The following is an 18,607-nucleotide window of genomic DNA, read 5'->3' on the forward strand; positions in this document are numbered from 1 at the left end:
ATGACACCGTCTGGTACGCTCCATTCCGGTAACACCACTTCCAACTCACCCTTGGCAATCGCCGGAGCGCAGACGAACTCCGGCAGCAGTGTGACGCCGATGCCGCGACGCGCCGCCGACAACAGCACGTTGAATTCGCCCGTGATCAAGCGCGGCTGGATATCCACGGTCGCACGCTCGCCTCCCGCGCCGACCAGCTCCCAGCTCTGCGCACCTTCGTGCTCGCTCATGGTCAGCGCCGGCAGCTTGGACAACTCGTCCGGCGTGGAAGGACGCCCGTAGGTATCGAGCAGGCTGGGGCTGGCAACGGCCAACACACGCGACTGGCCGAAGCTGCGCAGCACCAGGGTGGCATCCGTATCGAGTTTGCTGCGAACGCGAATAGCCACGTCCACCCCTTCACCGATCAAGTCGACACGCCGGTTGATCGCCAGCAGGCGCACCTGCACCTTGGGGTACTGGCTCAGGAAACCCGGCAGCACCTGGGCCATGATCGTCTGGGATAGCGAGACAGGGCAGCTGACGCGCACCACGCCACGCGGTTCGGCACGCAGTTCGTCCACGGCATCCTGCGCCGCCCTGGCTTCTTCCAGCACGGCGCGGCAATGACCGTAGAAACGCTCGCCGACCTCGGTCACCACGAACCGACGGGTCGTACGCTGCAACAGGCGTACCCCGAGCCGATCCTCCAACTGAGCAATACGTTTGCTGAGCCGCGACTTGGGAATACCCAATGCCCTGCCCGCCGACGAAAACCCGCCGTGCTCCACCACCGCGGCGAAGAAGTAAAGATCGTTGAGATCCTGCAGCGTGCCGTCCAGCAACGTCATATTGTTTCCAAAATCGGACAGTTCGTTCGATGAGAGGAATATTAGCGCTATTGTGGCGTGAAATGGGCTATGCTTTTGGGGCGGCCAGAAGAGTCCGCCGGGGGGGGCAAAAGCACGCCAATGGCGCGCTTGACCCTCACGAACTGGCAGGCGACACAGCCGCTGACCTCACGGCTTCTTGTAAACCTCCTTGCCGCCCACCCAGGTGCTCAATGGCTTGATATCCGCGATCTGGCGCGGAGCAACCGTCAGCGGGTCGGCGTCGAGCAGGACAAAGTCGGCGCGGAACCCCGGCTTGAGAATGCCCACCTCGTTCTCCATGAACGCGGCAAAGGCCGCGCCACGTGTGAAGCCGGCCAGGGCCTGGATACGACTGACCCGTTGGTCGGGAAACCAGCCCCCCGGAGGCTGGCCAGCCAGGTCCTGCCGCGTGACGGCGGCATAGATGCCAAGCATCGGGTTGACCTGCTCCACCGGGAAATCCGAGCCGAAGGCCAGTGGCACACCGGCATGGATGAAGCGCTGCCAGGCATAGGCGCCTTGCAGACGCTGGTAACCCAGTCGTTGCTCGGCCCAGGGCATGTCTGACGTGGCGTGAGTGGGCTGCATGGAAGCGATCAAATGCAGTTGTGCAAAGCGAGGGATGTCATCCAGTGCCACGATCTGCGCGTGTTCAACGCGCCAGCGATGATCGCTGCTGGCGAAATCTCCCAGCACGCCCTGATACGTATCGAGCACCATGCGATTGCCGCGATCACCGATAGCATGCGTGGCCACCTGCACCTTGCATCGGAAGGCTTTTTCGACGGCAGCTTTGTATTCTTCCGGCTGGGTCACGAAGATCCCACGATTGCCATGGTCGTCGCTGTAGTCATCGAGCAGCGCCGCGCCACGGCTTCCCAGGGCGCCATCCATGTACAGCTTGACGGTGCGCATGCGCAGATGGCCGGTCGGGTCCTGCCATTGACCACCCTGCTCGCATAGCCACTGCAAGGCCGCATGATTGCCATCGGCCATTTCATACAGGCGCAACGGAATCTCACCGGCAGCAGCCATTTGCTGCAGTACCTTGAAATCATCCAGGCTCACACCCGGATCATGAACGCCGGTCAGTCCTTTAGCCACGGCCTGAGCAAAAGCACGCTTGTAGGCTTCGCGAGTCTGATCGGCGGTCAATGGCGGAATGGCATCATGCACGAGTGCCTTGGCGCCATCGATCAGCACGCCACTGGCTTTCTTGCCGACACGCATAATGCGACCGCCATCAGGCTGCCACTCTCCATCAAGTGAACGAGTCGCGCGCTTCATGGCAACCTTGTTGACCCAGGCTGCATGCCCGTCGATACGTTCCAGATAGACCGGGCGATCCGGGAACGCACGGTCAAGATCCGCTGCGCTGGGGAACTGCTTGCCGGGCCAGCGATTCTGGTCCCAACCGTGACCGATCAACCATGCACCCTTGGGCAGGGATTGCGCCCTGGCTTTCAGGCGCGCAATGACCTCATCACGCGAAGTGCTGCCGACAAGATCAACCTCACTGGCCGACAATCCCAAGCCAAGCATGTGTCCATGCGCGTCGATGAGGCCCGGCACCATGGTCGCGCCCTCGGCATCGACCAGCGTCGCCTGCGGATAGCTTTGCTTGAGCTCGGTGTCGCTGCCGACAGCCAACAGCTTGCCGTCGTCGCCCCATGCCAACGCGGTGGCTTCGGGTTTATCCGGGTCCATGGTGTGGATGTGGGCATGAACCAGCACGGTAGTGGCATGCAGCGGAAACATAGCCATCGCCAGCAAGGCGACGCCAGACAGGCGGGCAATAGAATGCATCGTTGGCTTCCAGTCGCAAGAAATCGCTGCACTGTGCCCCAGTTTGCAGGCTGCAAACAAGCCCACCCAGCTACGAATCAGGCAGCTACCGCTCTGTTCGGCTGCTCGACGTCACAGGCTCGCGCATACTGCGCTAACCGGATGCATGACTCTGGCCCCGGCATTTCCACGCAAGCCGAACGACCCGAGCGCTGATGTTCATCGCGTGCCAGTTCGCGCGCCAGCTTGATCGCCGGCCCCAGACGCAGGTCACTGAACAACGAAAAACCGCCGCGACGCACGTTCCAGAAACCGCTCGCTGACTCGGAAAGCGAATACACGATCATGTCGATCCTCGTCCCCCCATGTGCCAAGCCTCGCCATATAGCAACGGCTCGCAATCAATCCCCCGACCTCCATAGATTGCATGAGTGAACACCGTGTCGACTATGGGTAATTTGCGCGAGAAAGAGTAGGCGCAAACCTACGACACTCGGGTTAGGCCATTTGGTCAGGCCCGTGAGGGCGCCGGGGTGCTCACGGCATGGGCCCCCGCTTGCGCTGCCGGGAACCAAGCCGGATCAGCGCGGCGATTAGCAGTCCGATCAACGGCAGGATACGCACCATGCCGTGCCAAAAATTGCGCTCGTGCGCGGCTTCCAGACGGGCTGGCAGTTCCTGCATTTCCTTGCTGGGCGGCCCGGTGATGTATTCGCGCAAACCCAGCTTCGATGATGGATCACCAGGCTTGGCATCTTCATAAGCCTGGCCTGGATCGAAGCGCACGCTGGCGGCCATGGCATCCAGCGGCGGCTGCGCGACATACAGCATGCTCTTGACGTCACTGAGGCTCCCCAGCTCCATCTGCATGCCAACCACGAATGTGCGCCCAAGAACGATTGAAGACACATAAACCTGGCTGTCGAGCATGCTGCCGAACGCCATGTCCTGGTAGCTCCAGTCCAGGCGATGGCTGGCTGCATCCCAACGTGGCTCGCGCAACCAGCTGATCGAATGCATGGTCGGGCGAGGATTGCGCAATTGGCCAAGGATGTTGGTGGAATAGATCTCCATGGTCCGCTTGATATCATCGGCGTCCGGCGTGAACGCTTCATCGGACACATGACCTTGCTCGACCACGACCACGCGCGCACTCCAGCTACCGTCATCGGGAGCTACTAGCGCAAAGGGTATCGATGACTTACCGTCCTCGGACTCGATGACCGCCGGCTTGCCACGCAGGCGCTCGATATCCTTGGACGCAAGGTAACGATAGCCCGCGGGCAGATCAAAACTGGCCGGTCCATCCAGATGCACACGAGCAGGCCCCTTCTGCCAGGCGGCATCGCGCAGGAAGGCCAGCGGCACGCGATGTTCGGAGGCGGCAATCAAATTCGACGGGCCACCCCTCTCATCGCGCACCGCCAAGTCATTGGACCGGTCGATGGCATCGCCTGCCTTGCCATGCAGCACCTTGGCCACGCGCTCGGGCGATACATTCGGATCGCTCGCCGGCCAGTCACCACTGGATTCGTTCTTCTTTACCAGGCAAGTGGCCTCGACGTCGCTGGGCCAGATGATCTTGCCCGCCCCATCGCGCACCACACCGAAGCCGCATTCATACGGCTCGACCTTGGCCAGCACATGGCCATGGGTATCCACCCAGGTCTTGCTCGATTGACCGTCGTCGCTGTTGACCTGATAGGTGAATACATCACCAGGCCGCTGCGTCTGTATGGAACTGTCCCAGGCAGAACGAAAGAACGCGCCGATGACAGGTTCGGTCACGGCATGCCCTTGGTGATCGATCAGTTGCCAGGCATTCTCAGTCCGTGCGATCGGCGCGGCACCGCCGCTGAACTGGCCGACACCTGCATAGGCTGCGCGCGGCAATATCGTCCTGCCTTGATGATCGACCAGGATGTAATAGTCCTTTTCGTCAGGCCCAGGAACCTTCACCCAGGCAACGCCGTCGCTGAAACCCAGGCTACTGAGCCAATGACCGGAAGCTGGCACGATCGGCTTGCCGCTGCGTACGTCCAGAAGGCCCACGCCGTCGGTCCCGTTCGCGCTGTAGAACGCGCGCTCTGCATCGACCTCGCCGATCGAGTACGCAGAAAACAGTACGTGTCCCTGGCCGTCACGCAAGGTGTAGAGCTTGCGCCCATTTTCAACCACCCGGTTTTCCATCACGGCGTTTACGGAGATGCGATCCTGGCTCAGCGGCAACACCAGCTTGCCGTGCGTATCGATCAAACCGGCACGGCTCTCTTCGGCCGAACCCTCTGAAACACTAGCAAAGCCATAGGCAAAGGTGCCCACGTCGCCATAGCTCACGCCGGGCATCGCCTGTCCCTGGCGATCAATGAAGCCGAGCCGTTCTTGGTCACCGACACGCTGGGCGACAGCAGCCCAGCCCTGCCAGAACATACGCGCGGAATCAAAACGCTGTGGCAACGCCCAATGGCCTTGCCGATCGATAAAACCATATTTGTCGTTGTGATGGGTGTTGGCCGGGGCCACGCCATCCCTAAAACGACCGATGGCGTCGAACTGCGGCGCGATCAGTTCATGACCATTGCTATCGAGCACGCCGGACAAACCACCCGTCGATACGACGATCCAGAGATCGTCCGATGCGTAAATTTCGCCGTAACGCGGCTCGACTACCCAGTGTCCCTTGCGATCGAGCAAACCACACTGGCTCTGGAAAACACGCACGCATACAGGCAACAAGACGGGAGATCCCGACATGGGCGGACCGTCTTCATCTGCCGCACACGCGGCGACCGCCCCTAGGTAAAGCCCCAGCAAGCCGAGCAAACGAATGAATGACACGATTGAGTTCCCTGGCGGCCTTCCTTGACGACCGCAATCGACTGTCGAGGATGACAGTCGACGCTCACTCAATCAAGCCAATCAGGTCCGCAGCAGGTCGGCTGATGACCAGGGTAACGCATGATTGATGGAATCGGGCTCCATGCCGTCGGCGTCATTGTTACCAACATGAAAGAAATCGACCTGGTAAAGCAGCGCCTCGGCGTTGCGACGCATCGCCAGGCTGGTACTGGCCACGCGTTGCACCATGAGTGCGTTTTGCTGGGTCATCTCGTCCATGTCGGCCACTGCGCGATTGACCTGCTCGATGCCCGCGCGTTGCTCGCGCCCGGCCATCGCCATGGCGGCCACCTTGTCAGCCACCTGCTGCGCATTGTCGACGATGGCGGCAAGCGCGGCGCCGGATTGTGCAACCAATGCACCTGCGTCGGCCACCGACTGGCTGCTGTCTTCCATGGTGTGGCGAATATCCCGCGCCGAGACACTGCAGCGCTGTGCCAACTCGCGCACTTGTGCCGCCACCACCGCAAAGCCTCGCCCATGTTCACCGGCACGTGCAGCCTCCACTGCGGCATTAAGCGCGAGCAGATTGGTTTGAAAGGCAACCTCATCGATCAGGGCAACGAATTCGGCAATACGCTCACCATTGCGTTGGATGGCGGTCATCGACGCGACTGTGTCAGACACGATGGCATGTCCCTGGCTGGCACGCTCCTTCGATCGCCTGGCCATGCCATCAGCTTGCACGGCGTGACTGGCCGATTCGGCGACAGTCGCAGCCATCTGCTCCATGGATGCCGACGTTTCCTCCAGGTGAGCGGCTTGAGCTTGCGTGCGCTGATTGAGTATCTCGCTGGCCGAGGCCAGTCCCTGCGCATCCTGGCGCACCGAAGCGGCGGCAACACGTACCTGTTCGACCACCGTCGCCAATTGCTGGTCCATCGTCGCCAGATGACGCAACAAGGTGCCAATTTCATCAAGGCGTCCCACGGCAATGGACTGCCCCACCCGTCCCTGGGCGATGCGCTCAGCCACGCCTGAGGCCAACCGCAGGCGTCGTCCAAGCGCCCGAATGATGCTTCCATCGACCACGCAGGCCATCAGCAAAGCGACCGCGAAGGCCATCATCAGCAGCAGCAAGCCCTGACGATTGGCCAGGTGCTGCGCAGCGGCCTGCGCGCCGCCTGCGGCAAGCGCCTTCTCAAACAGGTTGGTAAAATCGGTCTGCAACGGCAGCAACGCCGGCTGAAGCTCCGAGGAAAGCTTTACTTGCGCGATGTCGTATTGCTCGGCGTCGAGCATGGCCAGAGTTTCATCCATCGACTGCTCGGCCGCCTGGCGATGCTCTATCGCCAGGGCCAGTAATTGCTTTTCCTGGATACCCAGGCCACTAGCGGCCAGCGGCTTCCAGTGCCGATCAATGTCCACACGATTGCTCTTGAGTGCGGTCCTGGCTTCATCGGCCGACGATGGCAGGCGCGTCATGACCGCATGGGCAATCGCCTGAAAGCTATCGTTGTAATCGTTTTGAATGCATCCCACATCGGAGACCGGCGAAAGCGTGTCGCCGACGACCGACTGAATACGCAGGTCGGCACGATGCAGCAGCAACGCGCCAAGGACACAGATCGAGGCAAGCATGAACAAGGCGCCAGCCAGACGGATCAGCAACAACGCACGCAGAGTGAGCGAGGGAAGAGTGAGGGGAAAGCGTAGCCTCGACGGCATGAAGAAAGACCTCGGGGGACGGGGACATCTTCGAGGTCGGCAGCAGCACCCATCGCTTGAGCACCTATTTTATGAAATTTTCTTTACATTTCAGTTGTTTGACATTGATGCTTCAGTGAAACGACACGAGACTGCCGGCCTGTTTCGATTTGCGCCGGCTGGGGACGTGAGATGAGTTGTAGGAACGCAGGTTTGGGCGCGTTCGGCGAACTGTCGGGCAAGAAAGGGTTGCGGCGAGGCGAATTCCAAACGAGGGGTAATGGCAGAACGATCAGCAAGCAAATGCCAATCTGACGTAAAGCTGCGCCGGCTATACACATCTGGCAGCGCAAGCCCTTAAGCTTTAGTTGGCCAATTTTCACGCCCCCCAATACGGCCTGTCTCCCCTCTTTCATCCCCGCCCCATCTCGACCCGTCAAATGACGCTTGCCTGCCCCCCATCCATCGCAATCACCGCCCCCGTGACGTAGCTGGCCATCGGCGAGGCCAGGAACACCGCCACGCGGGCGATTTCTTCCGGCTCGGCAACACGTCCCATGGGAATCCTGTCATTCAAGGATTGCAGCGTCTCATCGCGCGTCTGACCGCTGGCACGGGCCGTCGCGGCCAAGCCTTCTTCCATGCGCTCGGTATGCGTAATGCCCGGATTGATCACATTCACGCGCACACCGCGTGAGGCATAAGCCGAGGCGTAACCGACCGAGGCGAGCATCAATGCGGCATTGGCCGCACCGCCACCGATGTGCACCGGATTAGCCTGCCTGCCGCCCTGGCCCACGATATTGACGATGCTGCCCTGCCCGCGCAAAGCCATCTGCCGGATCAGCGGATCAATAGCATGCATATAGGTGAAATACTTCGCCTGCATCGCATCATGCAAGGCGGTCGCATCGAGTTCGTCCACCGGACGACGGCGCGCGGCACCGGCGCAGTTGACCAGCACATCCACGGGGCCGTGATCGTTTTCAATGCACTGCATGACCAGCTTGGCCGCCACGCTGTCAGCGAGGTCAGCCCCATGCACAGTCATCTGCAATCCATGCCCCGCCAGATGTTGACTGGCTTCGTGCAAGCGATGCGTGTCACGGGCAATGCCCACCACTCGCGCTCCTTCACGCGCAAACAACTCCGCACAAGCCAAGCCAATGCCCTTGCTGGCCCCGGTTATGACAACCAGCCGATCTTTCAATTCCAGATCCATGCGCGCGCCTTGGTGGTGAGATATGCATTGAAGCATGCCGCGTGAGGAGGAAGCGTGGCGGGTTTGGAGTTGGGAGATAGGAGACGGGTCGTGGGGATGCCAGTCCGCCCGTGTCACACCAAATGTCATCTTGCCAATGAAAGGCCTGAATACAGGCGGCGCGAGGTGACACAGGATGCTGTCGTAGCGCTGATACTCGGCTCCGGGAAATCGATTTTTGCCCCACGACTGAGCTCCCCGAAGCCCGCTGCCAGCCGGCTACCGGGCCAGATACCTCCGCCGCCCAACCATGCCGTCAGTCATGTTGCCATTCCCGCACTTTTCGCTTGACGGCTTTTGATATGGTGTTATAGTTCACTACAACACTGGTCAACGAGGTCACTAAAGGAGACCCGCCATGAACGCGCAGAACCTGCTAGCCCTGACCGCCGCCACCCTGCTCACGATCGCAGGCGTCGCCGCCATTCATTCAAATACCATAGTCTCGCCAATTTCTGAGATTAACGGAGCCAAGGTGGTGAACCTGGAGACCATTACGGTCAGCCCCAGTGCTGCCGAGCGCCGTGCCGCCGCCCTGCTCACCGACGCGTCGGTTGCTGGCATCGGTGCCAGCGTCGGGCGCGGTGTTGAAGCCGGCTTGCTGAGCACACAGCTGTCCATGCCCTACTATTCGTTTGGTTCTCAGTTCGGCCGCATTACGAAGGAATAAGCGTATGTCCATCACCTGGAACGACAGCGTCCCGATCTATCGCCAGCTGCGCGAACGCGTGGTGGCGATGATTCTGGACGGCGCCTTGAACGAGGGCGACCCGCTGCCGTCAGTACGCCAGGTGGCAGCAGATTTCCAAATCAATCCGCTGACCGTATCGAAGGCGTACCAGGAACTGGTCGATGATCAACTTGTTGAGAAACGGAGGGGGTTGGGCATGTTCGTCACCGATGGAGCCCGCGAGGCGCTGCTCAAGTCCGAGCGCGAGCGATTCCTGCGCGAGGAATGGCCGGCCTTGTTCGCACGCCTCCAGCGACTGGGACTAGACCTTAAAACACTCATGCGGGAAGCATCCACACCCGATGACAAGGAGAATCGGTCATGAATGCGGTAGTAAGCGCCAGCGGCCTGAGCAAACGCTACAAGTTTTCCGCTGCCCTGGACGGCGTCAGCCTGAATATCCCGGCGGGACGAATCGTCGGGCTGATCGGCCCCAACGGTGCGGGTAAGACGACGGCGCTCAAGGCCATCCTGGGCCTGACCGATTTCGACGGCAACCTGAGCGTGCTGGGGTTCGATCCACGCACCCAGCGCAACGCACTCATGGAACAAGTCTGTTTCATCGCAGACGTCGCCGTGCTGCCGCGCTGGCTGCGCGTCAGCGAGGCGGTCGACTTCGTCGCAAATACACATCCGCGCTTCAATCGCGCCAAGTGCGAGGCTTTCCTGGCTCGCACCAAGCTGCAACCGAAGATGCGCGTCAAGCAGATGTCCAAGGGCATGATCGTGCAATTGCACCTGGCCCTGGTCATGGCGATCGACGCTCGCCTGCTGGTACTGGACGAACCGACACTAGGACTGGATATTCTCTATCGCAAGCAGTTTTACCAGAACCTGCTGGAGGACTACTTCGACGAGAACAAGACGATCATCGTCACCACCCACCAGGTGGAAGAAATCGAGCATATCCTCACCGACCTGATTTTCATCCGTGACGGCCGGATCATCCTCAACGCCGACATGGATTCCCTGGCCGAGCGATTCTCCGAGGTGATGGTCAATGCCGATCGCGCCGCTCTGGCGCGCAGCCTCCATCCGTTGGACGAGCGGCAGATATTCGGCAAGAGCATCTTCCTGTTCGACGGCGCCGACCGCGCCACGTTGGAAAGCCTCGGTGAGGTGCGCCGACCATCCATCAGCGACCTGTTCGTCGCCACCATGAAGGGAACTTACGCATGAAAACCTTCTACTGGCTACTCAAGCGCGAATACTGGGAACATCGTGGCGGCTTTCTGTGGGCGCCCATCATCGCAGGCGGGATTCTCCTCTTGCTGCAATTGCTGCTTGTTGGCGTCATGGGTAGCCTTTTTGCCCGCCATGGCGGCGGCTACAACGTCAACGACATCGTCGAAAAGATGGCCAAAGGCAATTGGGACGATGCCGGCAACCTGTTCGAGCTATGCATCCTCATGCCGATGATCGTGCTCAATGCAGTGCTGGGTTTCGTGGTCATGTTCTATGGCCTGGGAACGATCTACAACGAGCGTCGTGACCGAAGCATCCTGTTCTGGAAATCATTGCCAATCTCCGATTCGCGCACGGTGTTGTCCAAGCTGGTCAGCGCGGTAGTCGTGGCGCCCATCATTACCTCCTTCATATGCGTCGGACTGGGCATTGTCAGCGCCTTGATCTATGCCATTCCGCTAGGCTTGGGAGGTGCGGACTTTGGCAAGCTGCTGGCACATACGCACATCGTGTCAATGCTGCTTGGCCTGCTAGCGCTAGTCCCGCTCTACGCACTTTGGGCCTTGCCCGCGGTCGGCTGGTTCATGCTGTGCTCGGCCTGGTCACGCAGCGTACCGTTTTTGTGGGGTGTCGCCGTCCCGCTGATCGCCGCGCTGGTGCTGTGGATGTTCAACCAGATGGCACCGTTCGATATTCCGGTGGGTTGGATCTGCCAGAACATCATTTTCCGCGTGCTGGTTAGCGTCTTCCCCGTATCGCTGCTGATCGCCAGCGGCCATTCGCAGGGCAGCGACCCCGTGGCAATCATCTTGAGCAACTACGCCATGCTGGGGTCGCTGAAATTGTGGCTGGGCGCGGCCGCCGGTGCTGCCATGATTGCCACCGCCATCTGGCTACGCCGCACTCGCGACGATGCCTGATATCCCGGGGCGCAAGCCCCGGGGCTTTTCCAAAAGGGGTACACCGCATGAATCGCAAGATCGGATGGAGTGTTGTGCTGGCGTGCGCCACCTTGTTGGCCGCCTGCGACGACCTAGGCGATACCAGCATGTTCGGCGATCAGGTCGTGCTCAAGGACAAGCAGGTCGTGCTGTCTCCCAAGGGACAGCCCAAAGCCTACATTGACGCTAATGGCAACTTGAGCATCAACGACAAGCCGGTCAGCGTCACTCCTGAGCAGCAGGCCTTGTTGATGGCTTACTACATGGACGTAGCGGATGTGCACCACACGGGTACGGAAATGGGCAAGGCTGGCGGCAAGGTAGCCATCCAGGCCCTGGCTCATGCGGCCAGCAGCGCCGAGGGCAAAGCCGCCGAACAGACGGCGCAGCAACTGTCGGACATGGGCATGAAGATCTGTAAGGACACTGCCGCGATCAAGACAGTGCAGGACCAATTGGGCGCTCAATTACCCGCGTTCAAACCTTATGCCGGCATCGTCTCGGATGCCAGCGTCAGCGATTGCATGGACGAACACAAGGAAGACTCGGACGGGAAGCCGGGCAAGGACGCATGAGGGAACGCCACATCGACGGAGCAAGCCCCCGTCGAACCTGATCCCCGTCATCCCGGTGACAGGCCAAGGCAGGCCTGACCGGGATGTTTTTGCGAGGGCAGCCAGCGGCGCTGGAGCGACCTGATACAGCACTGTCACTCCAATGCTTCGCACCCAGGCACAGACAGGAGATCGACCGTTGGGATCTCGTCTGCGTATTTGTCGGATGGCACAACCTGATGCTCAGCCGCCGCCACCGCCGCCATGGATACCACCCTTGGTCAGGGTCATCGGATCCAACAGAGCCGCAAGTTCGGCCTTCGACAAGCCGGTAGTCTCCAGTGCAACGTCCATGATCGGGCGCTTCTCCTTATAGGCCTGCTTGGCGGTGGCCGCCCCCTTTTCATAACCAATGACTGGATTGAGCGCAGTCACCAGGATGGGATTTTTATCCAGGGCTTCCTTGACGTGGGCCGTGTTCACCTTGAAGCCGGCAATCGCCTTGTCGGCCAGCAGCACGCTGACGCTGGAGAGGATTTCGATCGATTGCAGCAAGTTGTAGGCAATCATCGGCAGCATGACATTTAACTGGAAATTGCCCGACTGCCCTCCCAAGGTGATGGCCGCATCGTTGCCGATCACCTGCGCGGCCACCATCGCCGTGGCCTCGGCAATCACTGGATTGACCTTGCCCGGCATGATCGAAGAGCCCGGCTGCAAGGCTGGCAGCTCGATCTCGCCCAGGCCCGCCAGGGGACCGGAATTCATCCAGCGCAGATCATTGGCAATCTTCATCAAAGCCACTGCGAGAGTCTTGAGCTGGCCGGACAATTCTACCGCGGCATCCTGCGCGGCCATGCCCTCGAAATAGTTATCGGCGGACTCGAAACGCACAGCGGTCAGCCTCTTCAGCTCCCGCGCCAACGCCGGCCCGAACTTCGGGTCAGCGTTGATACCAGTACCGACGGCCGTGCCACCCTGCGGGAGCCGGCGCATGCGCTTGAGGCTATCCTCGATGCGCTCGATCGATGAATCGACCTGCGCCGCCCAGCCTGACAGTTCCTGCCCGAACGTGATCGGCATGGCATCCATCAGGTGGGTGCGGCCGGTCTTGGGGATATTGCGCAACTCGCGGGCGCGCTTGTCGATGGTCTTGCGCAAATGTTTGAGCGCAGGAATCAACTGTTCGGTGACCGTCAAGGTTGCACTGACATGGATGGTGGTCGGGATGACATCGTTGGAGCTCTGACCGTAGTTCACATGGTCATTGGGGTGCACCGGCGTTCCCGACTTGGCGGAAACATGCGCGATCACCTCATTGGCATTCATGTTGGTGCTGGTACCCGACCCGGTCTGGAAGACGTCGATCGGGAAATGCCGGTCGTATTCACCATCAGCGACGGCAAGCGCTGCCTTGCGGATCGCCGCGGCCTGCCCTTTCTTAAGATGACCCAATGACAGATTGGCTTCGGCGGCAGCGGCCTTGATCAGACCCAGGGCGCGAATGAAGGCGCGCGGCAAACGCAATCCGGAAATCGGGAAATTATCCACCGCGCGCTGGGTTTGCGCGCCGTAAAGGGCATCGGCGGGTACTTTCAATTCGCCCATGCTGTCATGTTCGATGCGGAAGCGTTGCTTTGCCATGAAACTTCCTTCGGTCGTGGGAAACCTGAATATATGCCTCTGGGAATGGGAGATGGGTAGCGGGGGCGCCAAAACCAACCACCAGGTGCATGCCTGGACGGCGCGATTGGGCTTTATGTTCCGCATCGATGCACGACAGGCACGGGGATTTGCACGCCAATGACCCGCCTCCCATCCTCCAACCGATGTAAAATCGACATTTGCCCCGCAGGAACCCCGCGCCATGTCCCACGCCCTGACCGCCCTGTCCCCCCTGGACGGCCGCTACGCCACCAAGGCCGAAGCCCTGCGCCCGATCTTCAGTGAATTCGGCCTGATGCATCGCCGGGTGCAGGTGGAGATTGCATGGCTGCTGGCACTGGCGTCCGATCGCGGCATCGTGGAACTGGAGCCTTTCTCGTCGAGCCAGGTGGCGCAGTTGCAAACCATCGCCAATGATTTCAGTGTGGAGGATGGCGAACGCATCAAGGCGATCGAAGCGACCACCAACCACGACGTCAAGGCGGTGGAGTATTTCATCAAGGAACGCATGGGCAATGATCAGGCCCTGGCTAAGGCCAAGGAGTTCGTGCACTTCGCCTGCACCAGCGAGGACATCAACAACCTGTCCTATGCGCTGATGCTGCGCGACGCGCGTGAACACGTGCTGCTACCGACCTTCGACAAAGTCATCGCTACCCTGCGCGACCTGGCACATGCCAACGCCGAACTGCCGATGCTTTCGCGCACGCACGGCCAGACCGCCTCGCCCAGTACCCTGGGCAAGGAACTGGCCAATGTCGTCGCCCGCCTGGAGCGTCAGCGCCACCAACTGGCCGCACTGGAGATTCCCGGCAAAATCAATGGCGCCGTGGGCAACTACAATGCCCACGCCATTACTTATCCCGAACTCGACTGGCGCGGCTTCTCGCACCGCTTTGTCGAGAGCCTGGGCCTGGACTATAACGCCTATACGACCCAGATCGAACCGCACGACGGCATTGCTGAATACTGCGACGCGGTGCGCCGCGCCAACATCGTGCTTATCGACTTGGCTCGCGATGTGTGGGGCTATATCTCGCTGGGCTATTTCAAGCAGGCACTGAAGGCTGGCGAAGTCGGCTCTTCCACCATGCCGCACAAGGTCAACCCGATCGATTTCGAAAATGCCGAGGGCAACTTCGGCCTTGCAAACGCCCTGCTCGGCCATTTCGCCGAAAAGTTGCCGATCAGCCGCTGGCAACGCGACCTGACCGATTCCACCGTACTGCGTGCCCTCGGAACCGCCTTCGGTCACACCCTTGTTGCCCTGGAATCGCTGCTCAAGGGCCTGGGCAAGCTCACGGTCAACGCCGATCGCCTGGCCGCCGACCTGAATGCCAGCTGGGAAGTCTTGGCCGAAGCCGTGCAGACCGTCATGCGCCGGTACGGCCTGCCCGAACCCTATGAGCAGCTCAAGGCCCTGACCCGCGGCCAAGGCATCACGCGCGAATCGATGCGTGCATTCATTGAAGGCCTGGACATGCCGGCAGATGCCAGACAACGCCTGCTCGATCTCACGCCGGGCACCTATACCGGCCTGGCCACGGTGCTGGCCCAGGACATCTGACCCAACACTTCCACTATCAAGGAAGATTCATGTTCGCACATGCCTCCTCGGCCTTTTCCAGGATTCTCGGCACACTTATGCTGCTTGGCAGTTTCAGCGGTAGCGCCATGGCGCGCGACCTGGATCACAACGATCCCGATCGTGCAGCCATCCTGGATGCGGCTCGCCAGGGCGAGGCGGTGAAGTTCGTGGTCAAGGACCTGGTGCGCTACGGAGATACCGCCTACCTGTGTGCGCTGAAGAACGACGGCGACGGTATCGAGGGCACGGATGACGCGCTCGACGTCTACACCTGGGGCTTCTACAAAGGTAGTCAGGGCTGGCACGCGATCTCTCTATCCGGACGCTTCGCCTCGTCACCGGATCAGGTCGATTGCAGGATCGACCAGACGCCCGCTGATTCGGCTGACGTCGTACGCAAGGCCATGGCCGAGTCGGTCGCCGGCACATTGCGCGATTCCCTTGAGCAGTCACCGCTTTCGGCAGACCAGCTCGCCCAGCTCACCGAACTGCGCCAGGCCCATATTCTTGGCGACGTCGATGTCGAGGGCGACAAGATCGCATACGACAAGATGCAACTGGACATTGTCCTGGAGCACTGCAAGGACGACGCCTGCCGCCAGGCCAACCAGCATGCGTTCCAGAAACTGGGGCAATGGCAGACCGATACCAAGGTCAGTTCGCTGGCGTGGAACCGCTGCCGTTATGGCCTGCGCATCGGCAGCCTCGTCGCCGATCAGCAATGCCTGGAGGCAGCCATGCCATTGCCGGTATGCCGGCCGCACCAGAAGCTGCCGCAGGACCAGGCCACCATCAGCAGTTGCCTGGTTGGCATCAGGCAACGTTGCGAGCACCAGTTCGCCAATACCGCAGATCGGGACATGGCGTGCCCCTGATATCCCCGAAGCAGGCGCTTTGTGTCGCCCAAGACGCCTGAGCCGGCCGATTCACACGGGGCCTTGCCCGCCTGTTTCGCCTCTGCGGTTTATCGCGACTGAAGTCGCTTCTACAATGCCGGGATGAGCAAGCAAGCGCCCCTCCCTATCGAAGTCCGCGGTTCGACGCGGCAACCTCTTGGCATGAGCCCGGCACAGTTTCTGCGTGATTACTGGCAGAAACGACCGCTGCTGATTCGCCACGCTTTCCCAGGTTTCGTGCCACCGATCGAGCCGGACGACCTGGCCGGCTTGGCCTGCGAGGAAACCGCGCTGTCGCGGCTGATCGTGCACGATGAAAAACGCGACCGCTGGAGCGTGAAATCCGGCCTGACCGAAGACGACTTCGCCGCCACGCCAGACAGCCATTGGACTTTGCTGGTGCAAGATGTGGACAAGTGGGATGCCGACGTGGCCGCCCTGCTTGAATCATTTCGCTTCCTTCCCACCTGGCGCGTGGACGACATCATGATCTCCTATGCCGAACCCGGAGGTGGTGTGGGCGCCCATGTCGACCAGTACGATGTATTCCTTTTGCAGGCGCTGGGCCAGCGGCACTGGGCGATCAGCGACGATCCGGAGGCTCCCAAGGATTTTCGTCCCGATGTCGAGCTCAAGCAGTTACAGACTTTCGATCCGACACACGAATGGCTGCTGGAGCCTGGCGACATGCTGTATCTGCCGCCAGGCGTACCGCACGATGGCGTGGCGTTCGGCGGTCCATGCATGACCTTCTCGATCGGCATGCGCGCGCCTTCGCAGGCGGAACTGACCGGCGACCTGGCCGATTACCTGGCCGAACGCATGAGCGACGACCAGCGTTACGTCGATCCGGACCTGGCGCCGGTCAAGGGCATCGGCGAAATCGACAAGCATGCACTGGCCCGTGTTCGCCAATCCGTGCCGACCGCCGCCACGCTGGATGACGATACCCTGCGCGACTGGTTCGGCCGTTTCATCACCCGTTACCGCATCGCGCAGGCACCGGCGCTGCCGGAGCGCGAACTGACTGCCGCGGCACTGACCAAGTTGCTCGACGGCGGCTGCGAATTGTTTCGCCATCCCTGGTCCCGCCTGGCCTGGAGCCGCGGCAAGCGTGGTTGCAGCCTGTACGCCAACGGGCAGGCATACGTGGCGAGTGCGGACCTAGCCGAGCAGTTGTGCACCGAGCGTTCGTTACAGCCGCCGCGAAAACTGCCGGCAGCCGATCAGGCGTTGCTGCTGGCGCTGATCAACGACGGTCATCTGGTCGTGCGCAAGGCTAAGCGTCCCCGCTGATGGAGCTACAGGATTTCCATGTACAGAGCGCCAGTTGGGCCACGCCCAGCGATCGCGAGGCGTTGAAGGAACTGCGCCTGGAAATCCTTGGCTACGCGCAATCGGCACCTGAAACGCAAGCTTGGGACGATCTTGACGACCGCTCGGTGCATGTCCTGGCGCGGGACGCCCACGGCCGTCCCGTCGGCTGCGGGCGAATGACCCAGGCACACACGATCGGCTGCATGGCCGTACGCGGTGACTGGCGCGACAAGGGCGTAGAACGGGCATTGCTGCGTGAACTGGTGGCCAGGGCACGCAGTCTGGGCTGGCCCGAAGTCACTGTGGACGCCCCGCTGCAGGCCAACGACATGCATGCGCGCGAGGGCTTTGTCGCCGAAGGCGATGTTTTCGCCCTCGCCGGCATACCGCTTCGCCGGATGCGCATGGTTCTGTGGGCCAAGGACCCGCATCCGGCCGCTTCAGAACAAAAATGGCTGCCGGCCGCGACGCGCGAGGCATTGGCAACCAGCCGGTTGACCCTGCTGCGCGATAGCCGGCACCGCCTGATGATCTATCAGCCCCTGTTGCCAGTAGACATCTATACCCATGCTGCCGAGATGGACGAACTGCGTCGTATCGCCACCTCCGGTCGTGGCGCCCAGATCCGGGTGCTGTTGCATGATCCGCAGTCGGCACTGCGCGACAACCACCGTCTGGTCGCCTTGGCCCAGCGCTTGTCCAGCACGATCTCGATCCGGGTGCCGTCGGAAGAAACCGACCTGGCTTACACCAGCGCCTATCTGCTGAACGATGTCGGCGGTTACTTGTTCCTGCCCGAAGCCTCGCGCCCGCAAGGTCGCGCCGCTTCACTTGATCGTGCTGGCCAGGCGCCGCTTGGCCAGCACTTCGACGATGTCTGGGACCGAGCCGAACCGGCTACAGCCCTACTCCCGCTTGGCATCTGAGCGCATAACCACCGTCGCGGCTTGTCAAGCCGCAAACCACCCCATGACCTCAAGCGGAGCGCGCTCATGCGTGTAAGCCTGCCTCATACGGCCCAGTCAGCATCCACAGCGTTCCTGATCCACCCGACTCGCCACTGAACGCTGTCACGATGGCTAAAAAGGCCCGCCTCAACGTCCGGAAAAGCAGAAATTGCAGGAATGTCATGGCCGTTGCGACCAAGGTCTACACCGCCCACACTCGAAATTTCGTGGTCGATCCCCACTTTTCTCTGCAAATCGGGTTGCCGCGCCGCAGCACCCCGGCGCTATAATTAACAGGATTTTTCGCCAGCGTTTCAGTCCTCCCAGGGCCGGGGCGCTGTC

16 protein-coding genes are annotated in these 18,607 nt (G+C 61.0%); 9 read left to right on the forward strand and 7 right to left on the reverse strand.

The window, feature by feature from the left end:
* The 6 genes from VF436_RS10185 to VF436_RS10210 all read right to left on the reverse strand — a co-directional run.
* On the reverse strand, positions 1–830 hold an 830-nt coding region (locus VF436_RS10185; RefSeq protein WP_330903908.1), incomplete at its 3' end, for a LysR substrate-binding domain-containing protein.
* Positions 831–998: 168 nt separating this feature from the next.
* Positions 999–2,657 carry an amidohydrolase gene (locus tag VF436_RS10190; RefSeq protein WP_330903909.1) on the reverse strand — a complete coding sequence of 553 codons (1,659 nt, stop codon included), beginning with the start codon at positions 2,655–2,657 and terminating at the stop codon, positions 999–1,001.
* 77 nt (positions 2,658–2,734) lie between these two features.
* Positions 2,735–2,983, reverse strand: a complete 249-nt coding sequence (locus VF436_RS10195) for a hypothetical protein (protein WP_330903910.1) — start codon at positions 2,981–2,983, stop codon at positions 2,735–2,737.
* A 190-nt stretch (positions 2,984–3,173) separates the two neighbouring features.
* Positions 3,174–5,474, reverse strand: a complete 2,301-nt coding sequence (locus VF436_RS10200) for a DUF2167 domain-containing protein (RefSeq protein WP_330903911.1) — start codon at positions 5,472–5,474, stop codon at positions 3,174–3,176.
* Between the two features lie 81 nt (positions 5,475–5,555).
* Complete coding sequence (locus VF436_RS10205) at positions 5,556–7,202, reverse strand: methyl-accepting chemotaxis protein (RefSeq protein WP_330903912.1); 1,647 nt, start codon at positions 7,200–7,202, stop codon at positions 5,556–5,558.
* A gap of 415 nt (positions 7,203–7,617) precedes the next feature.
* Complete coding sequence (locus tag VF436_RS10210; RefSeq protein ID WP_330903913.1) at positions 7,618–8,403, reverse strand: SDR family NAD(P)-dependent oxidoreductase; 786 nt, start codon at positions 8,401–8,403, stop codon at positions 7,618–7,620.
* A gap of 397 nt (positions 8,404–8,800) precedes the next feature.
* On the opposite strand from VF436_RS10210, the gene VF436_RS10215 reads away from it, so the two are divergent.
* The 5 genes from VF436_RS10215 to VF436_RS10235 are packed head-to-tail and all read left to right on the forward strand — an operon-like array spanning position 8,801 to position 11,873.
* A complete protein-coding gene (locus VF436_RS10215) occupies positions 8,801–9,112 on the forward strand; it encodes a hypothetical protein (protein WP_330903914.1) in 312 nt (103 codons plus the stop codon).
* Positions 9,113–9,116: 4 nt separating this feature from the next.
* Positions 9,117–9,497 carry a GntR family transcriptional regulator gene (locus tag VF436_RS10220; RefSeq protein WP_330903915.1) on the forward strand — a complete coding sequence of 127 codons (381 nt, stop codon included), beginning with the start codon at positions 9,117–9,119 and terminating at the stop codon, positions 9,495–9,497.
* On the forward strand, positions 9,494–10,351 hold the full coding sequence (locus VF436_RS10225) for an ABC transporter ATP-binding protein (RefSeq protein ID WP_330903916.1): 858 nt from the start codon (positions 9,494–9,496) through the stop codon (positions 10,349–10,351). Before VF436_RS10220 ends, VF436_RS10225 begins: the two co-directional genes overlap by 4 nt.
* Positions 10,348–11,277, forward strand: coding sequence for a hypothetical protein (locus VF436_RS10230; RefSeq protein ID WP_330903917.1), 930 nt, complete (start codon positions 10,348–10,350; stop codon positions 11,275–11,277). Before VF436_RS10225 ends, VF436_RS10230 begins: the two co-directional genes overlap by 4 nt.
* A 47-nt stretch (positions 11,278–11,324) precedes the next feature.
* Positions 11,325–11,873 (forward strand): DUF2884 family protein, encoded by a 549-nt coding sequence (locus VF436_RS10235; RefSeq protein WP_330903918.1) that lies wholly within the window; start codon positions 11,325–11,327, stop codon positions 11,871–11,873.
* Positions 11,874–12,095: 222 nt separating this feature from the next.
* Here the strand turns inward: VF436_RS10235 and VF436_RS10240 are convergent, their stop codons facing one another.
* The gene (locus VF436_RS10240; protein WP_330903919.1) at positions 12,096–13,496 is read right to left on the reverse strand and encodes a class II fumarate hydratase; all 1,401 of its coding nucleotides are present in this window, start codon (positions 13,494–13,496) and stop codon (positions 12,096–12,098) included.
* A 223-nt stretch (positions 13,497–13,719) separates the two neighbouring features.
* On the opposite strand from VF436_RS10240, the gene purB reads away from it, so the two are divergent.
* From purB to VF436_RS10260, 4 genes are all read left to right on the forward strand, one after another.
* Positions 13,720–15,084, forward strand: a complete 1,365-nt coding sequence (gene purB / locus VF436_RS10245) for an adenylosuccinate lyase (RefSeq protein WP_330903920.1) — start codon at positions 13,720–13,722, stop codon at positions 15,082–15,084.
* Positions 15,085–15,113: 29 nt separating this feature from the next.
* Positions 15,114–15,980, forward strand: a complete 867-nt coding sequence (locus tag VF436_RS10250; RefSeq protein WP_330903921.1) for a hypothetical protein — start codon at positions 15,114–15,116, stop codon at positions 15,978–15,980.
* Positions 15,981–16,103: 123 nt separating this feature from the next.
* On the forward strand, positions 16,104–17,297 hold the full coding sequence (locus VF436_RS10255) for a cupin domain-containing protein (RefSeq protein ID WP_330903922.1): 1,194 nt from the start codon (positions 16,104–16,106) through the stop codon (positions 17,295–17,297).
* Positions 17,297–18,244 (forward strand): GNAT family N-acetyltransferase, encoded by a 948-nt coding sequence (locus tag VF436_RS10260; protein WP_330903923.1) that lies wholly within the window; start codon positions 17,297–17,299, stop codon positions 18,242–18,244. The genes VF436_RS10255 and VF436_RS10260 overlap by 1 nt, the downstream gene beginning before the upstream one ends.
* Positions 18,245–18,607 lie beyond the last annotated feature (363 nt).

Origin of the sequence: Dyella sp., from assembly GCF_036384435.1 — a bacterium.
GTDB lineage: Bacteria > Pseudomonadota > Gammaproteobacteria > Xanthomonadales > Rhodanobacteraceae > GSA-30.